General features: G+C 71.4%; 13 protein-coding genes and 2 pseudogenes. 3 read left to right on the forward strand and 12 right to left on the reverse strand.

Annotated features, from left to right (window positions below):
• Window position 1: 1 nt before the first annotated feature.
• The 12 genes from ABT129_RS24165 to ABT129_RS24220 all read right to left on the reverse strand — a co-directional run bounded on the left by ABT129_RS24165 (window position 2) and on the right by ABT129_RS24220 (window position 17,300).
• Window positions 2–1,987 carry an NHL repeat-containing protein gene (locus ABT129_RS24165; protein ID WP_351905208.1) on the reverse strand — a complete coding sequence of 662 codons (1,986 nt, stop codon included), beginning with the start codon at window positions 1,985–1,987 and terminating at the stop codon, window positions 2–4.
• Between the two features lie 330 nt (window positions 1,988–2,317).
• Window positions 2,318–3,643: a type III PLP-dependent enzyme domain-containing protein gene (locus ABT129_RS24170; RefSeq protein ID WP_351905211.1), complete on the reverse strand. Its 1,326-nt coding sequence runs from the start codon at window positions 3,641–3,643 to the stop codon at window positions 2,318–2,320.
• A 122-nt stretch (window positions 3,644–3,765) separates the two neighbouring features.
• Entirely contained in the window at window positions 3,766–5,100 is a 1,335-nt protein-coding gene (lysA, locus tag ABT129_RS24175) for a diaminopimelate decarboxylase (protein ID WP_502981885.1), read from the reverse strand.
• Complete coding sequence (locus ABT129_RS24180; protein WP_351905217.1) at window positions 5,097–6,440, reverse strand: M20/M25/M40 family metallo-hydrolase; 1,344 nt, start codon at window positions 6,438–6,440, stop codon at window positions 5,097–5,099. Before ABT129_RS24180 ends, lysA begins: the two co-directional genes overlap by 4 nt.
• A 61-nt stretch (window positions 6,441–6,501) precedes the next feature.
• Window positions 6,502–7,515 carry a S66 peptidase family protein gene (locus ABT129_RS24185; RefSeq protein ID WP_351905220.1) on the reverse strand — a complete coding sequence of 338 codons (1,014 nt, stop codon included), beginning with the start codon at window positions 7,513–7,515 and terminating at the stop codon, window positions 6,502–6,504.
• 26 nt (window positions 7,516–7,541) lie between these two features.
• Window positions 7,542–9,584: an alpha/beta hydrolase family protein gene (locus tag ABT129_RS24190; protein WP_351905223.1), complete on the reverse strand. Its 2,043-nt coding sequence runs from the start codon at window positions 9,582–9,584 to the stop codon at window positions 7,542–7,544.
• A 493-nt stretch (window positions 9,585–10,077) separates the two neighbouring features.
• A complete protein-coding gene (locus tag ABT129_RS24195; protein ID WP_351905226.1) occupies window positions 10,078–11,262 on the reverse strand; it encodes a C39 family peptidase in 1,185 nt (394 codons plus the stop codon).
• Window positions 11,263–11,730: 468 nt separating this feature from the next.
• The gene (locus ABT129_RS24200; protein ID WP_351905229.1) at window positions 11,731–12,756 is read right to left on the reverse strand and encodes an ABC transporter ATP-binding protein; all 1,026 of its coding nucleotides are present in this window, start codon (window positions 12,754–12,756) and stop codon (window positions 11,731–11,733) included.
• Entirely contained in the window at window positions 12,740–13,744 is a 1,005-nt protein-coding gene (locus ABT129_RS24205) for an ABC transporter ATP-binding protein (RefSeq protein WP_351905232.1), read from the reverse strand. Before ABT129_RS24205 ends, ABT129_RS24200 begins: the two co-directional genes overlap by 17 nt.
• A gap of 6 nt (window positions 13,745–13,750) precedes the next feature.
• Complete coding sequence (locus ABT129_RS24210; RefSeq protein ID WP_351905235.1) at window positions 13,751–14,692, reverse strand: ABC transporter permease; 942 nt, start codon at window positions 14,690–14,692, stop codon at window positions 13,751–13,753.
• The gene (locus ABT129_RS24215; protein WP_351905255.1) at window positions 14,685–15,611 is read right to left on the reverse strand and encodes an ABC transporter permease; all 927 of its coding nucleotides are present in this window, start codon (window positions 15,609–15,611) and stop codon (window positions 14,685–14,687) included. Before ABT129_RS24215 ends, ABT129_RS24210 begins: the two co-directional genes overlap by 8 nt.
• 72 nt (window positions 15,612–15,683) lie before the next feature.
• Window positions 15,684–17,300 (reverse strand): peptide ABC transporter substrate-binding protein, encoded by a 1,617-nt coding sequence (locus ABT129_RS24220; protein WP_351905238.1) that lies wholly within the window; start codon window positions 17,298–17,300, stop codon window positions 15,684–15,686.
• Window positions 17,301–17,795: 495 nt separating this feature from the next.
• Between ABT129_RS24220 and ABT129_RS24225 the strand changes: the two are divergent.
• The 3 genes and pseudogenes from ABT129_RS24225 to ABT129_RS24235 all read left to right on the forward strand — a co-directional run.
• Window positions 17,796–19,058 (forward strand): annotated as a pseudogene (locus ABT129_RS24225) (glycoside hydrolase family 10-like protein); the annotation flags it as partial.
• Between the two features lie 462 nt (window positions 19,059–19,520).
• Window positions 19,521–21,053: a PucR family transcriptional regulator gene (locus ABT129_RS24230; protein WP_351905244.1), complete on the forward strand. Its 1,533-nt coding sequence runs from the start codon at window positions 19,521–19,523 to the stop codon at window positions 21,051–21,053.
• 360 nt (window positions 21,054–21,413) lie between these two features.
• A pseudogene (locus ABT129_RS24235) lies at window positions 21,414–21,642 on the forward strand (hypothetical protein); the annotation flags it as partial.

Here is a 21,642-nt window from a genome sequence, read left to right on the forward strand (position 1 = left end):
TCTACGTTCGCGGTGTCCCCAGCAGCGGGGTGCGTACCGGTGCTGCCATGCCGACGAAGACTACGACCTCGCGGCCGCCCGGGTTGGTCTGCAGGGGGATCGTCTGCCAGTTGTTGGTGAGCCACACGTTGCCCGAGGGGTCGATCTGTACGCCCGTGTTGCGGGTCAGGCCGTCGCTGGTGTAGCCGGTGGCCGCCGGAGAGATGGGGTCTCCGGTGCGGTGGCCGGGCGGGCAGGTCTCCGGTCGGCCACCGCACAGGTGCGCGACACGTTGTCCGCCGAAGTTCGCGACCCAGACGTTGTCGTCGCCGTCTACGGCGATGCCCCACGGCAGGTACAGGCCGCCGCGCTCGTACGGGAGGCGCGGTGTGGTTCCGTCGGGGCGGATCATGGTCACGGAGGCTTCGGGAGCGCCTTCCCCCGGGTCGAGGGAGGCGTCTTGAGGAGGCATGGTCCCGGTGCCCCCGCAGGGGATGTCGACGAGTCCCGAGTTGGCGATCCACACGTTGCCCAGGCTGTCCGACGCGGCGCCCATGGGGGCGGAGATGCCGCCCCCGGTGACGTAGCCCAGCGGCCGGCCCTGAGGCGAGAGCCGCAGCACGTTGTCGGAGCCGTTGCCGGTCACCGAGGCCCGGCCCCGGGTGTCGACCGCGACGGAGAACGGCTTGACGAGGCCGCCGGACGGCGAGGCGATGTTGCGGGCCTGGTCGGGGCGTCCGTGCGGAACACGTGTCACGCTGCGGTTGCCGCAGTTCGCGATCCAGATGGTGCCGCGCCGGTCCGAGACCGTTCCCTGGGGCTGCATGATGTCCCCGTACCGCCATCCTGTGGGCGGCGACAGCGGCGTTCCGTCGGGCCGGAACTGGGAGACGCTGCGATACAGCGGGTCGGGGTCGAGCGGGCAGCCGGTGCCCTGGAATCCGAAGTTGCCCACCCAGACGTTCCCCTGGGGATCCAGGGTGATGCCGAACCCCGCCCCGTAGAGGCCGCCGCCCCGGTAGGGGGAGCCGGGTGCGTTCTCTCCGGTGGGGGTGAGCTTGATGACCGTGTCGCCGCCGCAGGTGGGCTGCGTGGGATCGGGGTTGTAGATGTAGTTGTTGGCGATCCAGGCGTTGCCGTGGGCGTCGAAGGCGATGTTGCCGGGGCCGTCGAGCGTCCGGCCGTCGGCGTCGTACCGCAGGGCGAGCGTCCAGGCGTCGGGTGCGGCGGTCAGGGCGGGCGTGTAGGGCTGTTCCCGGAGCGACAGGCGGTACAACCCGCTCACGTTTCGTCCGGGGTTGTGCGCGATGTCGAGCGCGGCCCGGAAGGTGTTCCCGGGCCGGTTCCCGCCGGCCGGGCGGGCCAGGCGGAACAGTTCCTCGCAGGTTTTGCCGGCCACGCATCCGGCGAGTGTGTCGGCCAGCGAGTTGAAGGCGCGCAAGGTCGAGGTCTCGCCGCCGTTGGGCGGCGCGGCGAGCACGGCGGCGACCTTGCCGGTCGTGACGTCGGCCAGGTTCTGCGCGGTGGCGGCGGCGTTCTGCAGGCCTGGATACGTACCGGCGATGTCGTGGCCGTCGGTGAACTGGGCCATGGCGTACGCGGTCGCCACGGTGGTCCGCTCGTTGAGGACGACCCGCTGCGGTGCGCGGCGTGTCCCGTCGAGAACGGCGGCCAGCCGGACCGGCTTCTGGCGGCCGCCCGCGTCGGCCAGCAGGTACAGGACCGCCTTCCGCTCCCGGGGCTGCTGGTACGCGATGGTGAACCGCCCCTTGGCGTCGCTCCTGGCCCGGCCGAGGACGGTGGCGGGCGCTCCCCGCTCCCGGCCCGCCTGATAGAGGACGACGTCGGCGTGGGGCACGGCCGAGTCGCCGCTGCGAACCGCACCGTCCTGCCGCACGGTGCCGGCCTGAGACGCCGTATCCGGCTCGGCGGCTCCGGCGGAGGCGGCGAGGGGTACTGCGGCGAGGGCTGCGCTGACCAGCAGCAGGGTGGAACGATTCATGACCATGCGCCGGATGCTGGCACACACGGCCTGTCAGGACTGTGCAGGGCGAGGGGAGGTCACCGGGATGCTGCAACGGCACCACTCGACCGGCCTCGGCCGTGAGGGAACCGACGAGGACGGGAGCCGGCTGTGCGCGTGCCCGGCCTCCCCCTCCGATGCCGGCCGGGCGCCGTGGGACCGGTGGGCTCGGATGTCGAGGTGTCGGCAGGCACCGTGGGAGCGGAAGGGCGCGGCCGCGCGGGTCGCGCCCTCCTCGGTCCTCTCGTCCGCGTCGTTCGTCATGGGCCCGGGGCGAAAGGGGCCGGAGCGGATCAGAGCATGGCGTGCCCGTCATCAGGAGCCGGGTGAACCGAAGCCGGACAGAAGGGCCGTCGCGTGGGACGAGCCGCTCTCGTCCACCACTTCCTCCAGGGTCTGCGGCGTCCGTACCGGCGCCAGCTCCGTCCTTCCCTCACGGTGCAGGAAGCCGTGGACTCCCGGCCGCGGGAGGCTGTTGTAGGCCCAAGGGGCGGAGAAGTAGTAGGCCCCCGTGTCGTGCAGCACCACGAGGTCGCCCTCCGTCAGCTCCGGGAGGAGGCGCTCGTGGGCGACCACGTCTCCGGCGAAGCAGAGCGGACCGGCGACGTCCTGCGGTACCGGCGGAGTCGTCTTCGGCCGGCCGTCCGGCCCGTGGGCGGTGACCCTCACCGGCCACGCGTCGGGCATGAACACGGTACGAACGGCCACCTGCGCACCGGCGTGGGTGAGCGCGATCCGGCGGCCGCCCGAGTGCTTCACGTACTCGACCACCGCCGCGGTGAATCCGTTCTTCGCGAGCAGCGACCGGCCGAACTCCGTGACGATCTGGTAGCGGCCGTCGAGGAGGGCCGGTTCCGTATCGGTGAGCACCTGTACGTACTCCTCGAACGTCGGCATGACCGTGTCGTCGGAGAAGTTGACCGGCAGCCCTCCGCCGAGGTCCAGGCTGGTGATCTGACGTCTGCCCACGTAGGCGTCGATCTCCTCGGCGAGCCGGTGCAGCACGGCGAGTCCGCGGGCGATCAAGGGGAGCGAGCACCCCTGTGAGCCGACGTGGGCGTGCAGACGGGTGAGCCAGGGGCGCCGCAGGAAGGCTTCGAGCACCCGCTCGCGGGCTCCGGGGTCGTCGAGGGCCACCCCGAACTTGGAGTGCGGTGTCGCCGTGCTCATCGCGGCGATGGTGCCGCCCCCGACCTGAGGGTTGACGCGGAGGCCGACGACGGACCGCGAGCCGGGGGGACGCAGGGCGTCGACGCGGTCGAGCTCGGCGAGGCTGTCCGCGTTCAGCGCGATCCCCAGGGTGAGTGCCTCCTGGATCTCGGCGCGGGTCTTGGCGGGCGAGTCCAGGACGATCCGTCCGGGTGCGAATCCGGCGGCGAGTGCCAGCCGGGTCTCCCCCGGGCTCGCCGTCTCGCAGCCCATTCCGGCCTCCGCGAGCAGTCGAAGGACCGGGACGAGCGGACAGGCCTTGACCGCGAAGGCGTGCAGGACGTCCGGCACGTGGGCGAAGGCCTCGTGGAGGGCGGTGACGCTTTCACGGACGCCCTGGACGTCGATGAAGCCGGCGACGGGGTGCTCCCGTCCCAGAACGCCGTCGGCGGTCGCCTGTCGCAGTACGGACACGACCTTCTCCTGACGCATCAGGCCTTCCTTCCTCATGGGGTGGAGCGGGGGCGGGTGTTCGGCGGACTTCGCCGGGGGACCGGGGGGCGCGGGCCCGGCGCATCCGGGCGGTATAGGTGCGGCCGTCTCCTGTCGACCGGTCACTCGACGTCCAAGCGGAGTACGTCGTCGATCGTCTCCCTCCGGACGATGAGCCGGGCCGTGCCGTCGCGGACGGCGACGACGGGCGGGCGGGGCTGGGAGTTGTAGTTGTTCGCCATGGAGCGGTGATAGGCACCGGAGGCGGGCACCGCGAGGAGGTCCCCGACGACGAGGTCGGCCGGCAGACGGGTGGAGTCCACGACGACGTCGCCGGACTCGCAGTGCCGGCCGCAGACGGTGACGGTCTCGTCCGCGCTCCCGGCCGCGGCCCGGCCCGCGAGAGCGGCCGTGTAGGAGGCGTCGTACAGGGCGGGCCGCATGTTGTCGCTCAGGCCACCGTCGACGGAGACCCACGTCCGCAGTCCGGGCTGGCGTTTGATCGTGCCCACCGTGTACAGGGTCACCGTCGTGGGTCCCGCGATGGCCCGCCCGGGCTCCACGGCGAGTCTCGGCATGGGGATGCCCGCATCCGCACAGGCCTTCTGGACCCGGTCGATGACGGCGGGGGCGAAGTTCCGTACGTCGAGGGGCTTGTCGTCGGGCAGGTAGGCGATGCCCAGACCTCCGCCCAGATCGAGTCGCCGCAGGAGTGTCCCGTGGGTGCGCGCGGTGTCGGCCATCAGGCCGACGAGCCGGTCGGCGGCCGACTCGAAGACGTCGGGTCGCAGGATCTGGGAGCCGAGGTGGCTGTGCAGGCCCACGAGCTCCAGGCCGGGCGCCTCCAGGACGTGGGAAATCGCGCGGTGAGCGCTGCCCGTGGAGAGCGAGAACCCGAACTTCTGGTCGTCGGTCCCGGTGGTGATGTACGCGTGGGTGTGCGCTTCCACGCCGGGTGTGACGCGGACGAGGACCTGCTGGTGGGTGCCCCGCCCGGTGACGATGTGCGAGAGGCGGGATATCTCGTCGTGGGAGTCGACGACGATGAGCGAGACGCCGTGGTCGACGGCCTCCGCCAGTTCGGCAGCCGACTTGTTGTTCCCGTGGAAGATCACGGAGGATCCCGGGACGCCCGCGCGCCGGGCCGTGCGCAGCTCGCCCGCGGAGCACACGTCGAGACCCATGCCTTCCTCCTTCAGCCAGGTGGCGACCTGGTGGCAGAGGAACGCCTTGGCGGCGTAGAAGACGTCGTGGCCGGTGAAGGCCTCGCGCCAGGACCGGCAGCGGGCGCGGAAGTCGTCCTCGTCGAGGACGAAGGCCGGGGTCCCGAACTCCTCGGCCACGTCGCTCAGGAGCACGCCGCCGATCTTCAGTCCGTCGGTGCCGCTCGTGGTCGTGGCCGGCCACAACTGTGGAGGAATGCGCATGGTGGTTCGCCCCTTCGGAATGGCGCTCAGTAGGTGGTGAGGAACCGGTGGAGGACGCGGACTCCGAAGTCGAGGCCGGACAGGGGCACGCGCTCGTCCACTCCGTGGAACATGCCGTAGTAGTGCAGGTGGGGGTCGAGCAGGAGGGGCGCGAAGCCATAGGTGCTGATGCCGATCTTCGCGAAGGCCTTGGCGTCGGTGCCTCCGGACTGGATGAAGGGCACGGGGTACGCGTGGGGGTCCTGGCTGCGGATCGCCTCGGCCATCGCGCCGAAGGCGGGCCCCTCGTGATCGGCGGAGACCGCCTCTTCGCAGTTGATGAACTCCCGTACCACCTTCGGGCCGAGGAGCCGGTCGACGGTCTCCACGAACGCGTCCTGTTCGCCGGGCAGGAATCTGCCGTCGACCTCGGCGTGGGCGTGCGAGGGGATGACGTTGACCTTTCGGCCGGCCGTCAGCACCGTGGGATTCGTGGTGTTGCGAAGGGTGCAGTCGAACAACTCCCCCAGCCGGCCGAGGCGATGCGCTTCCTCCTCCAGCCGGTCGCGGTCGATGCGGAACCCGAGCACCTGGTCGAGGGCGTCGAGCAGGACGCGGACGGCGGGGGTGGGACGAACGGGCCAGCGGTGGGCCGTGAGCCGGGAGAGGGCGTGGACCAGCTCCGCCACCGCGTTGTCCTGTCCGGGGCCCGAGCCGTGCCCCGCCGTGCCGTGAGCGGTGAGCCGCATCCACGCGGTGCCGCGCTCCCCGACGGCGATGGGGTACACGCGTGCGTCCGGACCGCCGTGGGCCGGGCGCGTCGTGATCGAGAAGCCGCCGGACTCGCTGATCGCCTCCTCGACGCCGGCGAAGTGGTCCCGGTGCGCCGTCGTGACGTGACGGGACCCGTACTCGCCGGTCGACTCCTCGTCCGCGAGGAAGGCGAGGACCAGGTCACGCCGCGGCCTCCGCCCCGTGCGGGCCCAGGCGCGGACCAGCGAGAGGGTCATGGCGAGGGTCCCCTTCATGTCGACCGCGCCGCGGCCCCACAGGCAGCCGTGGTGAAGGTCTCCGGAGAGGGGGTGCAGCGTCCAGTCGCGGGCCTCGGCAGGCACGGTGTCGAGGTGCCCGTGGACGAGCAGCGGAGGCAGATGGGGCTCCGTGCCGTCGATGCGGGCGAGGACGCTGGTACGACGGTGCCGCGGTTCGGTGAGCGTGGCGCGGACGCCCGCCTCGTCGAGGACTTCGGCCACGTACTCGGCGGCCTGCCGCTCGCCGGGCCCCGATCCGTCTCCGGGATTGGTGGTGTCGATGCGCAGGAGGTCCGTGCACAGGCGGGCTACGTCGGTGGCGTAGCCGTCGTGCGGACCGGGTGGTCTGGTGGCCGTCACAAGCTGCTCCACGAGAGTCGGTCGGGCAGGGGGATTGGGGTGTGGGGGCGGCGGTCCGCGTTCACACGTCTTTCGTCGGCCGGCTCCCCGTCGCGCGATCGTGCCCGGCGGCGAGGGTGAGGCGGGGCGGGTCCGTCCGGAGGACCACCCGTGCTCCCAGGGGGACGGTGAGCTGACGCGGTCCATGGCCTACGGACAGCCCCGCCACCACCGGTACCGCGAGGTCCGACAGGCGGTCCCGCATCAGATCCGCCACCCGGTCCGGAGGACCGCAGTCGGTGAAGTCGCCGAGGACGACACCGGCCGTCCGCCGCAGGACGCCGGCGCGTCTGAGCTGGGTCAGGGAACGGTCCAGGCGGTAGGGGTCCTCGCCGACGTCTTCGAGCAGGAGGATGCGCCCTTCGGTGTCGGGTGCGGTGGCGGTTCCCAGCGAGGACGCCAGCACGGTGAGGTTGCCGCCGGTGAGGACCGCCTCGGCGCGGCCGGGAACGAGGACGGGTCCGTCCAGGGCGAAGGAGCGTGGGGAGGGGCCGAAGAGGGCCGCACGGAGGGTGGTGGACGTGTCCTCGTCCTCGTGTACGGGTCTGCAGCCGGGCATGGGACCGTGGAGCGTCACCAGGTGGAGCCTCTCCCCCAGCGCCTGGTGCAGGCAGGTGATGTCGCTGGACCCGACGAGGAACTTGGGGCCCGCGGCGGCGAGGCGCCCGTGGTCGATGCGGTCCGCGATGCGCTGGCTCCCGTATCCGCCCCGCACGCACACGACCGCTCGTACGTCGGGATGGAGCCAGGCCTCGGTGAAGTCGTCGAGGCGTTCGTCGTCGGAGCCGGCCAGGTAGCCGCGGTGGGTGGCGTTGAGCCGCGGAGTGGTGCGCACTCGGAGGCCCCATTCCTCCAGGAGGTCCCGGGCCAGGGCCGTTTCGCGCTCGGTCACCGGTCCGGCGGGCGAGACGAGGGCCACGGTGTCGCCCCGCCGGAGCAGCGGAGGGTACGCGCGGTCCCGCGGCGGGGGCCTGCCGTCGACGGACGGAGGACGGTCGGCCGCCATGGCGACGGACGGAGCGCGATCGGCAGTCATGGCGACGGACGGAGGGCGGTCGCCCGTCATGATCGCTGCTCGGAGGCCGCAGCGTCCGTGGAGTCGGGCGCGGCCGTCCCGGAGCCGACGGCAGGGGCGAAGATCCGCTGGTAGAAGCGGACCTCGGCGTCCAGGGCGGCCTGGATGGTCTCGGCTCGCCGCCAGCCGTGCCGTTCTCCCGGGAACTCGACGTGCTCGCAGGCCACGCCCGCCGCTCGGAGGGCTTCGGCCATGGCGGACGACTGCGCGGGGTCCACGATGGTGTCGTCGAGGCCGTGGAGCAGCAGGGCGGGACCACTGGCCCTGCCTGCCGCGAGCACCGGGGAGCGCTGTTCGTAGAGCGTCGCGCTCCGGGGCAGGGGGCCGATCAGGCCGTCCAGGTAGCGGGACTCGAAGTCGTGGGTGGTGGCCGCCCAGGTGAGCGGGTCGGTGATGCCGTAGAAGGAGACCGCGCCGGCGAAGGCGTTCGTGTGCGTGAGGGCGGCGAGCGCGGTCCAGCCCCCGGCGCTGCCCCCGCGGATCGCCAGCCGCCCGGGGTCGGCGATTCCTTCGGACACCAGGGCGTTCGCGACGGTGACGCAGTCCTGGACGTCGACGAGTCCCCAGGCGCCGTTCAGGCGTTCCCGGTAGGCACGGCCGTATCCGACGGACCCTCCGTAGTCGACCGTCGCGACGCCGATGCCGCGGCTGGTGAAGTAGGCGATCTCGAGGTCGTGCACCATCGGGTGGTCGCCCGTGGGACCGCCGTGGACGAAGATCACCCAGGGCGGGCGTCGGCCCTCCGGTGTGGCGCGGTGGGGGTGGGTGGGCGGGTAGGTGTGGGCGTGCACCAGGAAGCCGGCCCCCGGGGAGTCGTCGCTCGCCCCTGCCGTGCCGTCGCGACGGAACGCCCTGGCCGTGGGACGCGGCAGCCAGGCCGGGTCGACCGGCTGCGCCGGGGAGGAGGAGACGATCCTCGCGTCGTGGTGGTCGGCGCCGGGGCGGGGAAGGTCCAGGGTGAAGACGCTGTAGGGGGAGGTGGGGCCGGCCCCGGCGGTGACCAGGCGGCTCGTGTCGGCGTCGACGCTCTGGACGAAATCGGTGCAGGGAAGGCCGAGATCGGTGAGTACGGACCGTCCGCGGCCGGCAGCGGGGTCCACGAGGGAGATCCGTCGCCCGGCACCGGTTCCGTGGACGGCCACGGCCCGGCCGTCGGGGAGGGGGGCGAACCAGGTGGCGCCGGGCTTCCAGAGGGCGCCGCCGAACTCCTCCTCGACGGCGGCGACGGCCCGGGCCGCGCCCCCGTGGACGGGCACGAGGTGCAGGGTCCACCAGCCGTCGGGATCGGTGACCGCCCAGAGACTGTCGCCGTCCTTCCATTCGGCCTGGACCACGGACTCCCGCGGGCCGCCCGCCCTCACGGTGTGGGCGCCGGCCGTGCCGTCCTCCCTCATCGGTGCGACGCACAGCTCCGTGCCGTCCCACGGCATGTTCGGATGGTCCCATCCGATCCAGGACACGTGGCGGCCGTCCGGGGACAGCCGGGGGCACGTCATGAAGTGATGCGTCGCGGAGATCGTTCGCTCGGTGCCGGTGCCGAGCGAGACGGACACCAGGGCACGTTCGACGTCGCGCATCCCCCCGAGACGCGTCTCGCGGACGGCCCAGACCTCGTCGCGCGACGGGGGCACGTAGAGGTCGCCGTAGGTGACGTTCCCGCGTGCGGGGGTGAGGGGCCTGGGCGCGTCCTGGCCGTCCGGGTGGTGGAGGTAGAGGCGCCGGTCGTGCCAGTGGGTGAAGACCAGGCCGGCGCCGGTGGGACGCCAGGACCGACCGCCGTACTCGTGAAGGCTGTTGCGGGCGTCGAACCCCGGGGGGAGCACGTCCTCGACCGAGCCGTCCGGTTTCGCGCGCACGACGCAGCGGCGGCCGGACTCGTGGGGGCGCGGCTCGTCCCACCACACCTCCTCGCCGACGAGGGAGACCCAGCCCGGCGTGCCGTCCTGGCGGGCGACGGCGGCAGCGCTGATGTCGGAGTCCCAGACCCGGAACACGGGGTGTGCGTCCCGGGTGGGAGAGGAGTGGTTCATCGGGGGTCACCGCCTTGTGCCATGCGAATGGCGTCGATGAGGTCAGGAGGAAGGGAACGGGGCCGGGCGAGGAGCGCGGTCCGGCAGTGTGGCGAGGTGGGCCGTTCGGCGCGGAGCGGGAGGCGAGCGGCTGCTGCTGCTGCGTGCCGAACGGGCCGACTGCGGCGCGCGACCGGCGCACCCCTGCCCGTCAGTGGTGCGCCGTCGCTCAGCGCCGTGGTGTCGTGCGCCCGGGAAGCGGCTCCCCGGAGCTCCGTGCGCCGGTGGCCGGGGCCGCGCGCACGAGGTTCAGGGCCGCGGAGCCTGGGCGTCCGGCCGCGGTTGCCTGATGTGGACGTTTCCGTCCGGTGAACCGCACCGATGCGGCCGAGCCGTTCTCATGCCGTACACGCTAGTGAGGCGTCACGGCTCCGGGCGATCAACAAAAAGTCCCGCTCCGTGAGGCGGGGCACGACGTTTCGTCGTTCATCGTCGCCCTGCCCCGTTCCCCGGCCTACCAGTTGGGGTCCAGACCGTCCACGGTGGCCGGCAGCGACAGGTCCCGGGGGTGGATGAGGTAGACCACTCCGCCACCGCCGGACGCCGACAGCCACACCCGCTCGAACTCACCGCGCGGGTAGACCCGCCGCACCTCTTCGTCGGTGGCCGACAGGGGGTCGTTGACCACCACGTCGCCGTCGGCCGTGAATCCGCAGACGATCTTGATGCTTCCGGCCGGCGAGTAGCCCGCGCCCGCGAGTTCGCCGATGCGGAAGCTCTGGGCCGTGGCGATCGGTACGCCCGCGCAGATGAAGCGTTCGAGTTCGCTCAGGGAGCGCAGCCGGGTGACCATCCCGCCGAGCCCGTAGCGGGCCGGGTAGGCGGCGTTGAAGGCCCAGTTGCCGCAGCCCTTGTAGGCGTAGTCGTAGACCGCGCGAGCGGTGAAGTCGACGTGCGGCGCGGTGTCGGCGGGATCGATCCACGCCATCTCCCCGGCCTCCGGGCCGTGGCCGAAGTATTCGACGAGCATCGCGGTGCAGGCCGGTGCCGACCACGCTTCCCCGCCCCCGTCCCACTGGGGACTGTGGCCGGTGTGCAGTTCCTGGGAACGGCGGGGGACGTCGAGGACCTTGCCCCAGGCCCCGGCGGGCCCACTGACTGCCTGATGGTGGTCGGGGGGTGTGGAGGAGGCGACGAGGTGAAGGGCCTGGACGGCGGGGCCCTCGGTGACGCCCCAGGTGCGCGCGAGCCGCACCTCCAGTTCGTACGCCGATACGGGGTTGCCGGGGGCGGCGACGAAGACGTCGACGTCCGCCGTTCCGAACGGGCTGGTCTGACCGGGCAGGGTGGTGCGGTGCACCACCGCGTCGTCCGAGGCCCAGTGCGCCATCACGTACCAGGGGGAGGTGTCCCCGGCCGCGTCGCGGACGCGCAGCCGCACGGTCAGCCGGGTGCCGGCGGGCGTGAGGGCCGTCCACGAAGGGATGAGTTCCTCGGCGGGGAACGGCAGGTCGCGCCAGCCGGTGGAGCAGGTCGCGTAGTCCCACCGCAAGGTGGCGTGGCCGTGGTGGTCGACGAAGGTCTCGTCGGCCTCGACGCTCTCCAGACGCAGGGCCCCGTCGGACCAGGCAGTGCCCCTGAAGACGGCCTGGGCGAAGTGGCGGGCCTCGGACCAGCGGTGCAGCACCGCCCGCGGCATGAGGGGGTCGCTGGTTCGCCCACGGTTCTCGCCTGTCACGGTCGACCTGCCGCTCTCTTGTAGCTCCGGTACGGCCCGGCCTGGCGCCGAAGCCGGGACAGGGCCCACATGGTAACGGCCCGGAGTTCCCTACCAGGAGCCCCGGGCCGTCTCAAGGTAGCCCTGCGACCGGCCGGGTACGCGAGGCATTCGGGCGGCCGGCGTGAGAATCACGTCGTCCGTTTCGACGCACGTGACGCGGTGGCCGAACAGCACCCGGTGGTACCCGAGCCGGCCGTGGACCACGGTGTGAACGGCGAGTTCGAAGGGCTTGGAGTGGTGGTACTCCCCCGTCACCGTCCGGCCGAGGCTGTAGGACTGGCCGGGCAGCAGTGTGTACCGCGGCGGTACGGGCGGCGTGGTTGTCGCCGGACCACGTGCCGGGTGAGGGGCGCATGCCCGCGTCGGTGCGCGGGACGCGTCCGCTCGTCACGCGTGCGTCCTACCGGGAGTGTCGCCGACAGGGAAGTGACAGGCGGTCGGGTGATCGGCTCCGTCGCGTACGCGCAGTTCGGGTTCCGTCTCGCACCGCTCGCGGGCTTGGGGGCAGCGGGTGCGGAAACGACAGCCGGAGGGCGGTGAGGCCGGTGACGGCAGGTCGCCTTCCAGAAGGTGGGTGTCATCGGGTGCGCGCCGCTTCGGGTCCGGTACCGGGGCCGCAGCGAGGAGGGCACGCGTATAGGGGTGACGCGGAGTGGTGTAGATCTGCTCGCGCGTGCCGGTCTCCACGATCTTCCCGAGGTACATCACCGCGATCCTGTCGCACAGATGCTGCACGACCGCGAGGTCGTGCGAGATGAAGACGCAGGCGAGGCTGAGATCGCGGCGGAGGTCCTGGAGCAGGTTGAGGACCTGTGCCTGGACGGAGACGTCCAGGGCGGACACCGGTTCGTCGCACAGGAGGAGTCGCGGGCCGAGTGCCAGGGCCCGCGCGATTCCCAGGCGCTGGCGTTGTCCCCCGGAGAACTGGTGCGGGTAGCGATCCCGGTGTGCGGGGTCGAGGCCGACGGTTTCGAGGAGCTCGGCCACGCGTCGGGCGCGGTCGCCCCGGGGAACGGCGTCAGGGTGGATGACGAAGGGTTCCCCGACGATCTGGCCGGCCGTCATCCTCGGGTTGAGTGAGGCGTACGGGTCCTGCAGGACCATCTGCACGCGGCGCCGAAGGGTGCGCAGTTCGCGGCCGGAGAGGGCGAAGGGGTCCTGGCCGTCGATCGTCACCGAGCCCGAGGTGGGCCGGTCCATGGCCATCAGGAGGGAGGCGAGGGTGGACTTGCCGCACCCGGACTCGCCCACGACGCCGAGGGTTTCCGAGCGCCGGACGGTCAGGTCGACGCCGTCGACGGCCCTGACCGCCCCCGTGCGGTGTTTCCACAGCACGCCTTCGGTGATCGGGAAGTGGCGGGTGAGTGCCGTGGCCCGGAGGAGGGGCGGAGCGGTGTCAGCCGACGGGAGCACGGTGGACCTCCTCGGCGAAGTGGCAGGCGCTGTGGTGTCCCGCGGGCGAGAGCCTCCGGAAGGGCGGTGCCTCGCTGCCGCAGCACGGTTCGGCGCGCGGGCATCGGGGGTGGAAGGCGCACCCCGCGGGGATCGAGGACGGCGGTGGTGGAGCGCCGGTGATGGGCACGAGGGGCTTTCCCAGGCGGTCGAGGCGGGGCACCGAGTCGAGCAGGCCACGGGTGTAGGGGTGACCGGGTCGGGCGTAGAGATCCTCGGCCGACGCGGACTCCACCGTGCGACCGGCGTACATGACGGTGATGCGGTCGGCCGCCTCGGCGACGACGCCGAGGTCGTGGGTGATCAGCAGCAGACCCATCTGGGTCTCGCTCTGGAGCTGTCTGAGCAGACGCATGATCTGGGCCTGGACGGTGACGTCGAGGGCCGTGGTGGGTTCGTCCGCGATGACGACCTCCGGGTCGAGCGCGAGTGCCATCGCGATCATGACCCGCTGGCGCATCCCGCCGGAGAACTGGTGCGGGTAGTCGTGGATCCTGCGCGCGGCGGCGGGGATGCGGACGCGGTCCATGAGCGCGACGGCGCGCGCGAAGGCCGCCTTCCGTCCCATGCCTCGGTGCACCCTGTACATCTCGGCCAGCTGGTCGCCCACCGACAGCACGGGATTGAGCGCGGTGAGCGCGTCCTGGAAGATCATGGAGAGACGCGTTCCCCGCACGGCCCGGTGGCGCTCCGGGGACAGGGCGAGCAGGTCGTCACCGCGCAGTCGGACGGCACCGCGGGTGATGTGCGCCGGCGGAGTGTCGAGCAACCCCATGACGGCCTGCGCCGCGACGGACTTCCCCGATCCGGACTCACCGAGCAGAGCCAGGGTCTCGCCTTCCCGAAGGGTGTACGAGAGTCCGTTCACCGCCCGGATCGTGCCGCGGCGCGTGCGGAACTCGACACAGAGGTCCTCGACCTCCAGGAGGGGATGTGAGGCATGGGACATGTGCGCTCATTTCAGCCGGGGGTCGAAGGCGTCGCGTGCGGCATCGCCGAGAAGGATGAAGCTCAGGACGGTCGCGGAGAGGAAGAGGGCCGGGAAGAACAGGAGGTGGGGGTAGTCGAGGACGAAGGCCTGGGCGGCGTTCAGCTGGAGACCCCAGGACACCTCGGGGTACTGGAGTCCGACCCCCAGGAAATCGAGGGTCGCCTCGCCCGAGATGACCGCTCCGACGTTCAGCATGGCGACCACGATGACCGGGGTGATCGCGTTGGGAAGGATGTGGCGCACCATGAGGCGAGCGGGTCGGGCCCCGACCATGCGGGCGGCCCGCACGTAGTCGGCGTCGGCCAGGGCGATGACCTGGGAGCGCATGAGACGCGTCATGGTCGTCCAGCCGAGCACCGTCAGGACCAGGATCATGGCGCCGAGTCCGTGGTCGGGAAAGGCGACCAGGATGACGGTGGCGCCGAGCACGAAGGGCAGGCCGAAGAAGACGTCGGTGACCCGGGAGACGAGTGCGTCGAGCCAGCCTCCGTAGAAGCCGGACAGGAGTCCGAGTACGAGGGCGATGAGGAGCGAGGCCGCTGTCACGGCGAGGCCGGCGATCAGCGAGGGACGGGTGCCGCGGATGACCTGGGCCAGGTAGTCGCAGCCCTGCAGGTCGAATCCGAAGGGGTGGCCGGCGGAGGGTCCCAGCTTGGAGTCCGCCAGGTCGCAGCGGTCTCCTCCTTCGGTGAGCAGCGAGGTCAGGACGCCGGGGGCCAGGGCCATGGCCGTCATCAGCAGGAGGGTGATCACGGCGGCCCACACCGTGGGCCGTGCTCGCAGTTCGAGCCAGGCGTCCTTGCTGAGGGATGCCCGCCCCCGGTTCGGTGGGCGCGCCGGGTCGGGCGCCGCGGGGTGCTCGGCGGCTCCGCCCGCGGCCTCCAGGGTCGTGGTGGTGTCAGTCATGGCGGATCCTCGGATCGAGCAGCCCGTAGAGCAGGTCCACGAGCAGGTTCGCGAGCAGGAAGACGAGGACGAGGGCCGTCGTGGTGCCCACCACGACGGGGCCTTCGCGGAGCTGGATGGACTGGAAGAGCTGCTGGCCGACGCCCGGCAGGTTGAAGATGTACTCGGTGACGACCGCGCCGGCCATGAGTCCTCCCAGTTCGAGGCCGAGGAAGGTGACGACGGGGATCAGCGAGTTGCGCAGGGTGTGCCTGATCACGACACGGCGTCGGCTGAGCCCCTTGGAGTGGGCGGTGCGGACGTAGTCGGCCCGCAGGTTCTCGATGAGGGAGCTGCGGGTGAGCCTGGCGACGTAGGCGAGACCGAACGAGGCGAGGACGAACCCGGGCAGCAGATAGGCGAGGGGCCATCCCCCCTCGGTGCCGGCCACCGGCAGCCAGCCGAGTTGTACGCCGAAGACGAGCTGGGCGAGGTACCCGACGACGAAGACCGGTGCCGAGATGACCAGAGTGGTGCCGAAGAGCACCGCGCTGTCGTCCCACTTGCCCTTCCGCAGGCCGGCCCAGACTCCGAGGGCCATGCCGAGGAGGACTTCCAGCACCCAGGCGGTCAGGCCGAGTTGCAGGGTGACGACCCACCGGTCGGCGAGCAGCTCCGACACGTCGCGGCCGGTGAAGGTGGTCCCGAGGTCGCCGGTGAGGAGGCCGGTGAGGTAGTGCGTGTACTGCATCCACAGGGGGTCGTCGAGGTGGTAGCGGGCGCGCAGTTCGGCGAGGACGGCCGGTGGCACGGGCTTGTCACCGGCGAGCCCCTGGATGGGGTCGCCCGGCAGGACGAAGACGAGCGCGTAGATGAGGAAGGTGGTGCCGAGGAGTACGGGCAGGGCGTGCAGCAGGCGGCGGGCGACGAATCTCCACACGACGGACGGCCCCCAGGGGTAGGTCTGTGGGAAGCGCCGGAAGAGGCGCTCCACGGAGGGTCGGTTGCGGTGTCAGTGGCTGACGGTGACGCGGTCCAGGTGCAGGCCGGCGGCGTACGGGTCGATGACGACGTTCCCGATCCTGTCGCTCCACGCGGACTGGTCCTGCCAGTTCCAGAGCGGTATGTACGGCAGTTCGCGCAGGGCGATGTCCTCCGCCTGCTGGTAGGCCGCGATGGCTTCGGGGCCCTGCAGGGCGTTGCCCTTCGCCACCAGGGCGTCGAACTCCTTGTCGCTCCAGCCGGACCGGTTGCCGGGGTAGTAGAGGCCGTCGAGGTAGTTCTGGATGCTGGGGTAGTCGATGACCCAGTTCTGCCGGAAGGGCCCCTTGTTCCGGCCCTCGTTGAGCAGCGAGGACAGATCGGCGGGGGCCATCTTGCGGAACTTCACGTCCTGGATGCCGAGGTTGTCCTTGAGCTGGTTGGCGATCGAGGTCATCCACTGCTCGTAGGTGGTGTCCGCGTTCGAGAAGTGGAGCTCCAGCGGACCGTCGAAGCCGCCGGCGGCCTCGAACAGCTTCTTGGCGGCTGCCGGATCGTACGCACAGGTCTGACCGCAGGCATCGGGGCGGTGTCCGGGGATCATGTCGCCGACGAGCGAGGTGGCGGGCTTGTAGACGCCGTTGTAGATGGCCTGGGTGATGCCCTTGCGGTCGATGGCCATGGAGATGGCCTTGCGGAGTCGGGGGTCCGCGAAACGCGGGTCCTTCACGGGCAGGCCGAGGTAGTCCATGGTCCCGCTGGGACGGATGGAGAACCGATCGCCGAAGAGGCGCTTGGCCTGCGGGGAGTTGGCGGCGGGGACGGTCGTCAACACGTCGACGTTGCCCGCCTGGAGTTCGGTGAAGGCGGTCTCCCGGCTCGTGTAGATCTTGAAGTCGACGCGGTCGGCCATGGGCTTGCGGGAGCCTCGGTAGCCTGCGAACTTCTTCAGCCGGATCTTCTGGTTGCGCTCCCACGCGCCGTCGAGTTGATAGGGGCCGTTGCCGATCGGCGCGACGTCGGAGGCGTCCGGGTTCGCGGTGGCCGCCTTGGGGAGGGGGGCGAAGGCCGGGAAGGACAGCAGCATGGGGAACTGTCCGAAGGGTGCCTTCAGGGTGACCTGGAGCTTCGTCTCGTCGAGCACCTTCAGGCCGGACAGGGTCCGCGCGGTCGGCTTGGCGCCCTCTTCGGCCGGGTTGAGGGCGTCATAGCCCTTGATCTGGGCGAAGTAGTAGTTCGCGTCCCAGGCGTTCGGCCCGTAGGCGGCGGCGTTCCAGGCGTCCGCGAAGCTGGACGCCGTGACCTTCTCGCCGTTGTGGAAGGTCGTGCCGGATCTGAACTCGATGGTCCACACGATGTTGTCGTCGCTGGACCAGGAGACGGCGGCCAGCGGCTTCACGCTCCCGTCCTTCGGGTCGAGGGCGGCGGGCGCGTCGAACAGCCCCTGCAGAACCTGGAGGGAGTAGCTGCTGGTGGTGCGGCCCGGCAGGAGGTGGTCGGGTTCCGTCAGCGCCACCGAGTAGGCGCCGCCGGGCTTGCCGGGCGAGTTCTTCGAAGCGGCCGGCTCGGCGGAGCCGCACGCGGTCACGGACATGACGGCGGCGAGAGCGACGGCGGCCACGCGGGTCGCGGATCGTATGGAGTTCATGGAGCGCAGTACTCATTTCGGGAAGGCGGTCCGGAGGGGACGCCGGTGAACAGCGCTTGCGGGTGGGCCGCTTGGAGCCCGGCTGGGGCGCCACGGTAGGGATACGGCCGAGAGGAAACGACCGACGGAATGTCCAGGCTTCGTCCGGAGCCATGGACATCGAGTCGTTGCCGCCGTGGGTGCGGGAGGACGAGCATGGCCGTGACGCCCCGACCGTCACGGAGCCGTTCGCTCGCCGCAGGCGCTCGACCGCCTCCCACAGGTCTCACGGACGCGCCGTCCGGGGGACGACCTCCCTCCCTCGCATCGGCCCGGCCCCGCACGTCACTCCGAAACAGAAGATACAGATCAAGCCAGCAGGCATCCAGAGTTACGAGCGTTACATCCATACGGATCCACCAGGTCCCGCTGTAGCCGCCCCGCCCGCCCCGCACACCACTGCCGGTGGCCACAGCGTGTTCCCCGTCCCCTGGTCACTCGCCCCCGGAGGCAGCCATGACACCCGGACACACCACTGGTTCCCCACAGTTCCCCGCGCTCGCCCGGCGCACGGTCCTCGCCACCGCCGCCGCGGCCGGCCTCACCACCGCACTCGGGGCGACACCGGCCCACGCCGCGGCGCCTCACGCCGCCTCCGTCGAGCGGCAGATGCGCGGGCTGTGGATCGCGTCCGTGGTCAACATCGACTGGCCGAGCCGCACGGGCCTGGACGCGGCCACCCAGCGCGCGGAGTTCGTACGGCTCGCGGACGAGGCCCTCGCGTCGGGCTTCAACGCCTTGTTCGTCCAGATCCGGCCCACGGCCGACGCGTTCTGGCCCTCGCCCCTCGAACCCTGGTCCCAGTGGCTCACCGGTACGCAGGGACAGGACCCCGGCTACGACCCGCTGCACTTCATGGTGGAGACGGCGCATCAGCGGGGCCTCGCGTTCCACGCCTGGTTCAACCCCTACCGGGTGTCCATGCAGGCCGACCCGTCGGCGCTGGTTCCCGACCATCCGGCACGCGTCCATCCGGAGTGGACGGTCTCCTACGGCGGCAAGCTCTACTACGACCCCGGGGTGCCGGCCGCGCGCCGCTTCTGCCAGGAAGCCATGCTCGACGCCGTCAGGCGGTACGACATCGACGGCGTCCACTTCGACGACTACTTCTACCCCTATCCGGTGGCGGGTTCCGACTTCCCCGACGACGAGACGTTCCGTACGTACGGAGCGGGCCACGCGGACAAGGCCGCCTGGCGCCGTCACAACGTGGACCTCATGGTCCGTGAGATGCGGGACGCCGTTCGCGCCGTGCGCCCGAACGCGCTGTTCGGCATCAGCCCCTTCGGCGTCTGGCGCAACGCCACCTCGGATCCGCGCGGATCCCGGACCGCCGCCTTCCAGTCGTACGACGGGCTGCACGCGGACACCCGGGGGTGGGTGGAGCAGGGGTGGCTCGACTACATCGCACCGCAGGTGTACTGGCACATCGGGCTTCCGGTGGCCGACTACGGCGTCCTCGCACCGTGGTGGGCCGAGGCGGTCCGGGGAACGGACACCGAGCTGTGGATCGGACAGGCGGTCTACAAGTCGGGTGCGGCGGGGCAGCCCGCTCCGTGGCAGGACGGCAAGGAGCTGTCGCGTCACCTCGCCCTCAACGCGACGCTCCCCGACATCGGCGGAGACCTCTTCTTCAGCGCCAAGGACGTACGCGCGGATCGTGTGGGGGACTTCGCCGCCATGCGGCTCGCCCACTGGGGCCGAGCCGTCCTCGGCCCCCTGCCCGCCCGGCTCGACGCGGGGCCTCGTCCGCGGCCCCCGCACGTCGGGGTTGAGCGGGACGCTCACACCGGCGCCGCTGTCCTGCGCATCACGGCCGCGGGGCACAACCGCGGTGTGGTCCCGTTCCGTTACGCGATTCATCGCTTCAACGGCCGTCCCGGCCGGGACCCCGAAACGCGACGGGGCTCCCTCGTCGCGGTGGTTCCCGGTGGCAGGCAGGCTCTCTACCGCGACTCCGACGCGACGGGGTCGTCCTGGTACGCGGTGTCCGCGGTCGACCGCGTCCAGCGCCACGGCAGGCTGTCCCGGCCCGTGCGCTGACCGGAACGGCTCTCGGCGGTCGCCCCCGCGGGGGCGGCCGCGCCCTTCCCCCTCGTCCCCCTCACGGCCTCGTCGTCGCCGAGTGCCGTCATGGACGAACGGTCGACAGGCGTAGTCACTTCATGGACCATGCGTCCCATGCCTCTCACCGTTCGCGATCTGTTGGCCATCCCCTCTCTTCGCCTGCGTCTCGTGGCAGGCGGTTCGGGCCTGGGGCGCGTGGTCGAGGCGGCGCACGCGACGGAGAACACGCGGCCCGCGACCTGGCTCGAGGGCGCCGAAGTCATCATGACCAACGGGCTGTTGCTGTCCGTCGACGAGGCGGGCTGCGCGGCGTACGTGAAGGAGCTCGGCACCGGCAAGGCCGCCGCGCTCATCCTGGGAGTCGGCCCGGGTCTGCCGCTGCAGACCGTCCCGGAGACCCTGAGCCGCCATGCCGAACACATCGGAATGCCCTTGCTCACCGCTCCGTCGAACGTCTCCTTCGCCTCCATCACCAAGGCGGTGTTCGTGGCCAGGGCGTCCGAGGAACGGCGCCTGCTGGAACGGACCCTCCGCACGCAGCGCAGGCTGTCCTCGGCGGCCGCCTCCGGAGACGGGTTGGCGGGACTGCTGTCCTCCTGGTTCCAGGCGGTCAACTCGGGTGTGGCCGTCTGCGATTCCTCGGGACGGCTCCTCGGCTCGGCCGGGACCGACGGACAGGAACTGTTGACGCACGCCGCGACGGTGATCGAGACGGTCGCCCTGCACGGCCTCCGGGGAAGCGGCGGTGCCGACCTGCCCTGTGGAAGACTCGTGGTGCAGCCTCTCGGAACGACCCGCCTGCGCGGATTCCTCGTCCTGCTCGACACCGGCTCGCCCGAGGCCCGACTGCTGGTCAGCGTCCTCGTATCGCTCCTCTCCGTCGAGCTGGAACGCCGTCACCTGGCGGACGAGCCGCAGCGCCGTCGGCGTGCGGCCCTGCTCGCCAGGCTCTTCCACCCCGACATCACGGCGGATCGGGCCAGAGCCTTGCTCAGATCGGCCGATGTCGCCTCGTCCTCCATCCGGGCCCTGACCGTGCAGGCGGCCGGCGCGCCGGCGGAGCTCGCGGCGGATCTCGCCCTGGCGGTACCCGGCGGGCTCGCCCGCGTGACCGGCGACACGGTCGAGATGATCGTTCCGGAGGAGTCGGACACGACGGCCGTCCTCCGTCGGTTCGCTCCGGGCCTCCCCGCGGGCATAGGCCCGGCCGTCGCTCCGCAGCACGCGGCGCTCTCGCTCCGCCAGGCGATAGCCCTGCTGTCCTCCAGTACCGAACTGGGACGGCCCGTCAGCGCGTCGGAGGCGGGTTCGATCAGACTCCTGCTCAGCCTGGGCAGTCCCGCGACCCTGGCGGCCTTCGCGGACACCGTGCTGGCCCCGCTCGACGCCGCCGACCCGGGCGGCGAGCTCACCGAGACCCTCCGCGTCTGGCTCGAGACGAACGGCTCCTGGGCGGAGGCGTCATCGCTGCTGGGCCTGCATCGTCACACGGTCCAGAATCGCATCGAGAAGGTGGCCAGGCTCACGGGAAGGCAGCAGGACCGGGCGGAGGACCGGGTCGACCTCTGGCTGGCCCTGACGGCGCGAGCGGTCGGCGGCCCCTCCCACCAGCAGAAGTACCGGAGCGGCGCTTCCTCAAAGGGCTAAACGGTCCAAGCGGCCGGTGCGCGGATCGACATGACGTCGATGTCAAGCCGGACGCGGCTCTTCATACGGTACGCCTACCACCGGTCGGGCCCCGACGATCGGTGTCCGAGCCGGTGAGCAGGACCCACCGACCGCCCAGCACCGGGCGGAGTCCACGCACACCCTCGCGTACGAGATCCTCACCCGGATAGGCGTGCGCGCAGCGCGCCTACGTGGAGATGGGAACGGACGCTTGATGCCATCGCCACGACGGCCTGACTGCCACAGGGCCTCCGAGCACACCGGCCTCCTCATCGGTCCTCCGTGCCGTGCCTTCGCACGGAGGCCTGTCCCGCCCCACCGTCACACAGGAGATGTCGTATGAGAACCCGGTCCGTCCTCACCGCGGTCGCCCTCCTTCTGGGCGCCCTCTTCACGCCCGGCGTCGGCGTCCTCACCGCCGCCGGTGAGGCTCACGCGGTCACCAAGATCAGCCACTCCAGCGCGACCTCGATGTTCCAGTCGTCCGGGATCACCTGGTCCTCGTCCGGTGGCTGCTCCAACCGCAACAACCCCACGTGCACCTCCTTCGACCAGCTCAACCTCGCCA

The sequence above is a fragment of the Streptomyces sp. NPDC002057 genome, assembly GCF_040296665.1.
Classification (GTDB): Bacteria; Actinomycetota; Actinomycetes; order Streptomycetales; family Streptomycetaceae; genus Streptomyces.